Here is an 8,784-nt window from a genome sequence, read left to right on the forward strand (position 1 = left end):
GCTATAGCAACGCCACCACCCGGACGTCACCCTGCTCGGCCGACGCCACTACCTTTCCGGCGACACGCGTGAACGTGATCGTTACCGATGCGTCGCCTACGCGCAGATCGCCCACCTCGAGCCAGTCGATACCTTCCGGCAGCATCGGCTGTTCGATCAGCACTTCGCGTTTTTCAGCATCGATCGTCATGCCGAGACACGCTTCCAGCATCATGAACGGCGAGCCCGCCGCCCACGCCTGCGGCAGACACGCGACCGGATAGGCCGTCGGCGGTTCGCCGCGGCGGCGCGGAAAGCCGCAGAAGAGCTCCGGCAAGCGCATATCGAAGTTCACCGCGGCCTGGAACAGGGCCTGCAGCAGTCGCACAGCCGCGCCCTTCGCGCCGTAACGCGCGAGGCCGCGTGCGCACAGCGCGTTGTCGTGCGGCCAGACAGAGCCGTTGTGATACGCCATCGGGTTGAAGCGGGCCTGGTCGGCCGCGAGCGTGCGCACGCCCCAGCCGGTATGAAAGAGCGCCGATTCGAGCCCGCGCGCCACCGCTTCGCCTCGCTCCTTGCCGGCCAGCCCGAACGCCAGCAGATGCCCGGCGTTCGATGCCATCACGCGGCACAGCTCGCCGTGGCCGTCGAGCGCGATACCGTAGAAGCCCATGTCTTCCATCCAGTACTTCTCTTCGACGCACTCGCGAATCGACCACGCGCGTTTCGCGTAGCCTGCGGCCTCGTCAGTCAGGCCGCGCAGCCGGGCGAAATGCGCCATCGTGTCGAACGCGGCGCTTGCGTAGGCCTGCACTTCGACGAGCGCGATCGGCCCGTCGGGGAAGCGTCCGTCAGCGTGAAAGACGGAATCGTGACTGTCTTTCCAGCCCTGATTCGCGAGGCCGCCATCGGATGCGCGCTGATAGTCGAGCAGGCCGTAGCGATTTTTGTCGCACACGCCCGAGACCCACGCCGCCGCGCGCACGAGCGCGGGCCAAAGCTCGTCGATCAAGCCATGATCGCCGGTGCGAGCAACGTAGGCGCCCGCCAGCACGATAAAGAGCGGCGTGGTATCGACGCCGCCGTAGTAGAGCGCGAACGGCACCTCGCCGGTCGCGGCCATTTCGCCCTTGCGCATCTCGTGCATGATCTTGCCGACCGCGGCATCGCGAAACGCGGAATCTTCGCGGGCCTGATGTTCGGCGAGAAAGCGCAGGACGCCGCGCGCAAGGCCCGGCTGCAACCACAGCGTCTGCAACGACGTGATGACGGCATCGCGGCCAAACGGTGTCGAGAACCACGGGATGCCCGCGTACGGATACGGACCGGTCGCAAGGTCGGTGGTCAGGAGACCAAGGTCGGCGAGCGACCGGTCGATCCATGCGTTAAAGAGCGGGTTGCTGGAGCGCACGCGCGCGGTCACGCGGCGCCGCTCGCGCATGACGAGGTGGGCGTCGACGAGCGCGGCGCGTACCGCCGCACGTCCCACGCGCGGTCGCGCGGTGTCGATCTGCGACAGGTGCGCTTCGCTCGTGCCGTGCGTCGGTTGCGAAATCTGCGCGCTCGCGGCAGCCGCGCCGTGCGCTTCGACCTTGACCGCAACCGAAAGATAGATCGACACGCATGCATGCGCCGGCAACTGCACCGAGAAGTCGGCGCGGTCGGCGAGCAGTTTGGTAGGTGCCGGCGAAAACGCGAGGCGCACGCGGCGCGCGACGTTGTCGAGCCCGACATAGCCGAGCAGCACCTCGCCGTTTTCGAGGCGCGGCGTCTCGATGGTGCCCTGCTTCGGACGCTTGAGGCCGCGCACTTCGAACATGTCGCGGAAGTCGCTCGCAAACGAAATGGACAGCGGAACGACTGCATCGCTCGTGCCGTAGTTCGTCAGTTCGATCGCTTCGTTGAGCACGGTGCCGGAAAGTACACGCACGCGCTCGACATGGATCACGCCTTCAGGCGTGCTGGTGCCGCCAAGCGGCGGCAGCGGACGGTTCGTCAGATGCGCGGTAAACGCCGTGTTGTCGCTGCTGACGCTGCCTGAGAGCAGCGAGGGCGCGCGGCCACCGAACGTGAGCCGCAGCGCGGACAGCACACGCATGTCATTGACGAAGAGACCGTCGTCGCGGCCCGTGATGTCGCCAAGCGGGTCGTTGACGATAAACGTGTCGCCCGATTTCAGCACGTACTGGTTCGCGGTCGCGACCGTGAGGTTTTCCGGCGGAATGAATACGGCATCCGCGTCGGGCGCGTTCACGTCCTGCCTGCCCGCATGCGACAGTCCACCGAGTGCTTCTGGATCCTGCATCAGCTTCTCTCCTTCGGGTTAGCGTCGTACCGATTGTAGAAGGTCTTGATGAATCGCACGAATAGAGGACGCCTGCGATACGTCAGGATTGCACCGCCGGCAGCGGATGACGACGCGCGCGCTGATCGCCGCTCACGCAGCAGCCGCAGGCGACTACGCGTGCGTGGTGCCCGTCGGGTTGCAGTAAGCGCCTTCTGGATACGCGAACGGCTCGCGCCATCGATAGCGATAAATCATCGGTTCGAATCAGAAGAATCGGCAAAAAACCGGGCGAAAACGCCGCGATTCAGCGGGTGCTGCCGGTCTCGCGAATCATTCCGTCGATATATCGGTTGAACGCCGCGGGATGCGCCAGGTTCATGCCGTGCGACGCGCCCATCACCGTTTCGCGCCGCGCATCGGGTAGCCATGACGCGAGCGCGTCCACCGTGCGATGGAACATGAGCGGGCTTTTCTCGCCGTCGACCAGCAACACCGGACAGCGCACTTCGGCGGCATCGTCGGGGGTGTAGGCCGGAAGCGGATCCTGGAACTGCCGCGCGAGCGTATGCGCGTTGTCAGTCGCCATGCGGCGAAAGCCAGCGGTGCTTTTCGCCCAGAAACCAGGACGGCTCACCGAATCGACGAAGAGCTGCAATCCGGCTTCCACGTCACCCGTTTCGATCAGTTGCGCCGCACGGGCGCGCAGCGCGTTGACGGGTTCGGGCAGTGTCGCGGGCGGTCGTCCGGCGATCTGCAACGGCCCGCCTGGATCGGCGAGCATCAGGGTGCGAATATGTTGCGGATGCCTCCGCGCGCAATGAAAAGTCACGCAGCCACCGCGTGAATGGCCCACGACGTGCGCGGGCCCTGCACCAAAACGGTCGATGAATTCCGCGACTTCGTCGGCGTGCTGGCTCCAGCTGAACGGCGTGCCGGCAGGTGTTTGCGCGGCGGGCCAGTAATGCGTGAGGCTGACCGCGACGCACTGGTAGCGATCCGACAGCCCGCTCACCTGCGGTTGCCAGTAGCGGTAATCGCACAGCGAGCCGTGCACGAACAGCAGCAATTCGCCCTCGCCGCGCGCTTCGTAAGGCATGTGCAAGCCGTTGCTCAACGCAATGAACGACGGCGAAGACGAAGCAGGATCGGGAGAGTTCACAGATGGGAAACCGAAGCGGCGCGCGCGCCGCCGGGAGGCGCGCCGCGCGCGCTCAATCGAAAGCGTGCGAATGCAGCAGTGTAGACGCCGCGCCCGCGCCGCGCACGGCACAGGTCAGCGGCTCGTCGGCGACGCGCACATCGAGCCCCAGCTGGCTCGCGAGCCAGCGGTCCAGATTCGCGAGCAGCGACCCGCCGCCCGTCAGCACGATGCCGCTGTGCGCGATGTCCGTCACGAGCTCCGGCGGCGCGCATTCGAGCGCCGTTTTCACCGCGCCGATCACCTGCGCGAGCGGCGAGACGATCGCATCCGCGATGTCCTGATTGGTGAGCTGGACAGTACGCGGCAGGCCATCGTCGAGGCTGCGGCCGGTTGCGTTGATACGCTCGGTCGGCACGTCGCGGATCGCGGTGCCGATGGTCTTTTTCACGTGTTCCGCGGTCTGGTCGCCGATCACGACGCCGTAGACATTACGCACGTAATTGACGATCGCGAGGTCGAACTGGTCGCCGCCAACGCGGATCGAGCCGCTATATGCCATGCCGCCGAGCGCGATCACGCCCACTTCCGTCGTGCCGCCCCCGATATCGACGACCATCGAACCGGTCGCTTCCGAAACCGGCAACCCCGCGCCCACCGCCGAGGCAAGCGATTCGCCGATCAGGTTCACTTTCCACGCGCCCGCTGCCGTCGCGGCTTCGCGGATCGCGCGACGCTCGACCTGGGTGGCGCCCGCCGGCACGCAGATCGTGAACGACGCGCGGCGTCCAAAACGCGGCACCGTGCTCGACATGTCGACGAACTGGCGGATCATGTGTTCGGCCGCAGCGAAATTCGCGATCACGCCGTGACGCATCGGACGTACCGCTTCGAGATTGCCGGGCACCCGCCCGAGTAGCTGCTTGGCTTCCTTGCCCACTGCCGCCACGCGCTCCTGCCCTGCCGACGCGTTCTTCTGGAAGCACACCACGGAAGGCTGGTTGAGCACCACGCCATTGTCGTGGGTATAAATGAGCGTATTGGCCGTGCCGAGGTCCACTGCCACGTCCGGGCTGAAGAACCGTTTGAAGAATGATTGATGCGGCATCGCTGTGGCCATGGGCAGGCTCTACTGGTGTAAGCGGCCGTCCGCTGCCGGAGCGGCCAGATGTCCGTCGGCATTCCATCGGCCTCAAGAGGCGGGCCGCGATCGTGCGTCAGGTGCTTTTTCGGGCTATTAACCCATTAACGGTACCCCGCTCAAAAAACTTGAGGGGGCGCGCGATTTTACACAAATTTACACTTCGAATTAAATTATTACCGGTTGGGGATAATGCTTTTAAGCGCTTGCTGGTCGAGTATTTTTTCCCCGCCCATAATGTTTTTGCGTGCGATATCGAGCGATATCGGACTGCGGCACGCGATATAACCGCCGGAATACGCGGAAATCCCTTTCAAACTGAAATATGCACACGGTTGTGAACACGCCGGCGCACGCGTGCCCCACACTCACGGCTGATTGCAGGTATCCTTTTCAAGCCCTTTTTCTGTTGCTGCTCCATGTGCTGCATGGAAGCCTTCACTGGAGAATCGCTTGAGTCAGCCTCCCGTTCCGCCTGGTTCATCCGCTTCGCCAGACACGCCCGCCGGGCCGGCCCAACCTGCCCGACCCGCCGCGCCCCCGCCCCTTCACGGCGGCCAGCTGGTACTCGCGACGATTGCCGTCGCACTGGCGACGTTCATGAACGTGCTCGATTCGTCCATCGCGAACGTCGCGATTCCGACGATCTCGGGCAACCTCGGCGTATCCGTCGATGAAGGCACATGGGTGATTACCGTGTTTGCCGCGGCCAATGCCGTCTCGATTCCGCTGACCGGCTGGCTCACGCAGCGTCTCGGGCAGATCAAACTGTTCGTGGGCGCGATCCTGATGTTCGTACTGTCGTCGTGGCTATGCGGCATCGCGCCGACGCTGCCCATCCTGCTCTGTGCCCGCGTGCTGCAGGGGGCGGTTGCCGGGCCGCTGATTCCGCTCTCGCAGGCGATCCTGTTGAGTTCGTGGCCGAAGGAGAAATCGTCGACGGCACTCGCGCTCTGGGCGATGACGGCGACCGTCGGCCCGATTGCCGGCCCGGCGCTCGGCGGCTGGATTACCGACAGCTATTCATGGGCGTGGATTTTCTACATCAATATCCCGGTCGGCATTTTCGCGGCGGGCGTGACGTGGATGATCTACCGCAATCGCGAAAGTCCCACCCGCAAGCTGCCGATCGACGTCGTCGGTCTTGGGCTGCTGATCACCTGGGTCGCGTCGCTCCAGATCATGCTCGACAAGGGCAAGGACCTCGACTGGTTTTCGTCGCCGGTGATCGTCGTGCTTGGCATTACCGCGGTGGTCAGTTTCGCGTTCTTTCTCGTGTGGGAATTAACCGAGGAAAACCCGATCGTGGACCTGCGGCTTTTCACGCAGCGCAATTTCCTCGGCGGGACGATTGCGATTTCGGTCGCGTACGCCGTGTTCTTCGGCAATCTTGTGCTGCTGCCGCAATGGATGCAGGAGTATCTGAACTACCGCTCCGTCGATGCGGGCCTCGTGACGGCGCCGCTCGGCATTTTCGCGGTGATTCTCGCGCCCGTGATGGGGCGTGTGTTGCCACGCTCGGACGCGCGCATTATCGCGACGCTCGCTTTTGTCGGCTTCGCAATCGTCTTTTATATGCGCTCGAAGTATGTCATCGAGATCGACACCTGGCATCTCGTGCTGCCGACGTTGCTACAGGGGATTCCGATGGCGATGTTCTTCGTGCCGCTCACGGCGATCATCCTGTCCGGGCAGCCGCCACAGAAAATACCGGCCGCAGCGGGACTGTCGAATTTCGCGCGGGTGTTTTGCGGCGCGGTGGGGACATCGATTGCGGGCAACGCGTGGAATAACCGCACTGTGCTTCATCACGAACGGCTGACCGAGCGCGCCAGCATCAATAATCCGCTTTTCAACCAGCAAATCGACTCGACGCAGTCGCTGCTACATCTGAATACGCAGTCGGCGCATGCGCTGTTCGATTTTCAGCTGAATACCCAGGCGGCGATGATGGGGCTGAACGACATCTTCTTTGTCTCGGCGGTCATTTTCATTCTGATCATTCCGCTGATCTGGATTACGCGACCAGCCAAAGGCGGCGGTGGAGGCGGCGCGGCGGGCGCGCATTGAAGCGGTCAATACCCGCGCGGTTCACGGGTCCGTATTGGACGGAGCCCGTCAGCGGAAATACCGGGCGGGTGTTTCGCCGAGCGCCTGCCGGAACACCGCAATAAACGACGACACGTCGTTGTACCCCACCTCCAGCGCCACCTGCGTGACGCTCGCGCCGTGGCCGAGACGGGCGAGCGCGCAGAGCAGGCGCAACTGCTGACGCCACTGGCCAAACGTCTGTCCGGTCTCTCTCGAAAAGAGACGCGCCGCCGTGCGCGCAGTGATACTGGCGTCTTCGGCGAGATCGTCGAGGACGTCGGGTCGGGCGGGATTGGCGAGCAGGAGGTTGGCGATATGCTGGGCCCGCAGATCTTTCGGCCAGTTCAGCGCGAGCGGCACGGGCGCGAGCCGCGGCAGCTGGTCGAGAATGACGCCCACGATGCGCGCCTGCGGCCCTTCGGGCGGATAGTCGGCGCCGAACTCGCATGCCGCGGTCAGCAACGCGTCGGTCAGCGGATCGACGCTCACCACGCAGCACTGCTCAGGCACCGGCGCCGCGGCGCCATCGATATACAGCGTGCGCACCGCGGCATCGTTCCCGCAGGACACGCGGTGCAGCACGCCGGCCGGCACCCACACCGCGCATTTTGGCGGCGCGACCCACATGCCGGCTTCCGTACGGACGGTGAGAACGCGATCGCGCGCTCCGACGAGCCGGGCGCGCGCATCCGTGTGCCAGATGCCTTCGCCGGCCAGACACCGCTCCGCCATCACGAAGACAGCGCCGCCAGCCGGTTCCGCTTCGATCACGTCGTTCATGGCTGTCCGTTTTGCCCTGTTGACCGATAAAACGGAGCAAATCTAGCATGCAAAGCGGCGGCGCGCAGATTCTTCGCCAACGTGCCACCACTGTGCCGTCAGCGCGCCACCCTCCGCGGGTTGCCGCTAGAATCGCGACATTCAACCGCGCTCATTCATGAACTATTCCGTCATCCTCGACCAGATTCACCGTGATCTCAAGCCCTGGCTCGGAAAAGGGCGGGTCGCCAGTTACATTCCCGAACTGGCGAATATTTCCGCCGGACGCTTCGGCATGGCGATCGTCCGCACGACGGGCGAAGTGTTTCGCACCGGCGAAGCCGACACACGCTTTTCGATCCAGAGTATTTCGAAGCTCTTTGCCTGCACGCTCGCGTTCCAGCTCCTTGGCGACGACCTCTGGCAGCGCGTCGGCCGCGAGCCGTCGGGCACGGCATTCAACTCGCTCGTACAGCTGGAGGCCGAGCAGGGCAAACCGCGCAATCCGTTCATCAATGCCGGGGCGCTGGTCGTTACCGATGTTTTGTGCCGCCGCTTCGTGAAGGCGGAGACGGCGCTCGTGGAGTTCATCCGGCGTCTTTCGGGCGAATGCTCTATCGGTTACGACGCGGCCGTCGCGCAGTCGGAACTGCAGCACGCGCATCGCAACCGCGCGATGGCGCACTTCATCGCGAGCTTCGGCAATCTGGACATGCCGCCGGAGCTTGTGGTCGAGGCGTACACGCGCCAGTGCGCCATTTCGATGAGCTGCGTCGAACTGGCGCGCGCCGCCCTCTTTCTCGCCAACCAGGGCACGGTGCCTTCGACCGGCGAACATGTCGTCGATGCCAGTTCCGCCAAACGGCTCTCCGCGTTGATGCTGACCTGCGGCACCTATGATGCCGCAGGCGATTTTGTCTACCGCGTCGGACTGCCGGCCAAAAGCGGCGTGGGTGGCGGTATCGTCGCAGTGCTGCCGGGCGAAATGGCGGTGTGTGTCTGGTCGCCGGGGCTCGACGCGAACGGCAATTCGCTCGCCGGCACCCTCGCGCTGGAATGGCTCACGACGTTCACCGAACAGTCGATCTTCTGATTCAACGCCGCGCCCGCTCTGGCCGCGGCGGATTTCTCTCCTCTCCTTCCCCGTATCGTCATTGCGCCTGCGCGCCGCCGTCGCGCCGTTCACCGTTATGGAACACTAAAGTCTGCGGAAAAAAACGATCAGAAGGCCGCTGTCGCTATTAAAGTCCCAAGCACGGGAAAGGGGCAAAGTTTGCAGGGTAGTCCCCCCGTTTTTAACGGGGCTCAGAAGTAGAGGTCATGCCGCGATGGGCAACTTCTGTTTCGGCGGTACGCCACCAATGGCCGTGTTCGGCCGCTCGTGATTGT

At 64.2% G+C, this 8,784-nt stretch carries 6 protein-coding genes; 2 read left to right on the top strand and 4 right to left on the bottom strand.

Annotated features, from left to right (window positions below):
* Window position 1: 1 nt before the first annotated feature.
* From LPA36_RS28685 to mreB, 3 genes are all read right to left on the bottom strand, one after another.
* Window positions 2–2,284: an amylo-alpha-1,6-glucosidase gene (locus LPA36_RS28685; RefSeq protein ID WP_228883891.1), complete on the bottom strand. Its 2,283-nt coding sequence runs from the start codon at window positions 2,282–2,284 to the stop codon at window positions 2–4.
* 286 nt (window positions 2,285–2,570) lie between these two features.
* Window positions 2,571–3,362, bottom strand: coding sequence for an alpha/beta fold hydrolase (locus LPA36_RS28690; RefSeq protein WP_228883897.1), 792 nt, complete (start codon window positions 3,360–3,362; stop codon window positions 2,571–2,573).
* A 115-nt stretch (window positions 3,363–3,477) separates the two neighbouring features.
* Window positions 3,478–4,524 (bottom strand): rod shape-determining protein, encoded by a 1,047-nt coding sequence (mreB, locus tag LPA36_RS28695; protein WP_228883892.1) that lies wholly within the window; start codon window positions 4,522–4,524, stop codon window positions 3,478–3,480.
* 474 nt (window positions 4,525–4,998) lie between these two features.
* Here mreB and LPA36_RS28700 point away from each other — a divergent pair, with 474 nt between their 5' ends.
* Complete coding sequence (locus tag LPA36_RS28700) at window positions 4,999–6,615, top strand: DHA2 family efflux MFS transporter permease subunit (RefSeq protein ID WP_407674357.1); 1,617 nt, start codon at window positions 4,999–5,001, stop codon at window positions 6,613–6,615.
* Window positions 6,616–6,663: 48 nt separating this feature from the next.
* Here the strand turns inward: LPA36_RS28700 and LPA36_RS28705 are convergent, their stop codons facing one another.
* A complete protein-coding gene (locus LPA36_RS28705) occupies window positions 6,664–7,416 on the bottom strand; it encodes an AraC family transcriptional regulator (protein WP_228883893.1) in 753 nt (250 codons plus the stop codon).
* A gap of 157 nt (window positions 7,417–7,573) precedes the next feature.
* On the opposite strand from LPA36_RS28705, the gene LPA36_RS28710 reads away from it, so the two are divergent.
* Window positions 7,574–8,488 (top strand): glutaminase, encoded by a 915-nt coding sequence (locus tag LPA36_RS28710; RefSeq protein ID WP_228883894.1) that lies wholly within the window; start codon window positions 7,574–7,576, stop codon window positions 8,486–8,488.
* Window positions 8,489–8,784: the final 296 nt, after the last annotated feature.

The sequence above is a fragment of the Paraburkholderia saeva genome (genome assembly GCF_907164555.1).
GTDB classification, from domain to species: domain Bacteria; phylum Pseudomonadota; class Gammaproteobacteria; order Burkholderiales; family Burkholderiaceae; genus Paraburkholderia; species Paraburkholderia saeva.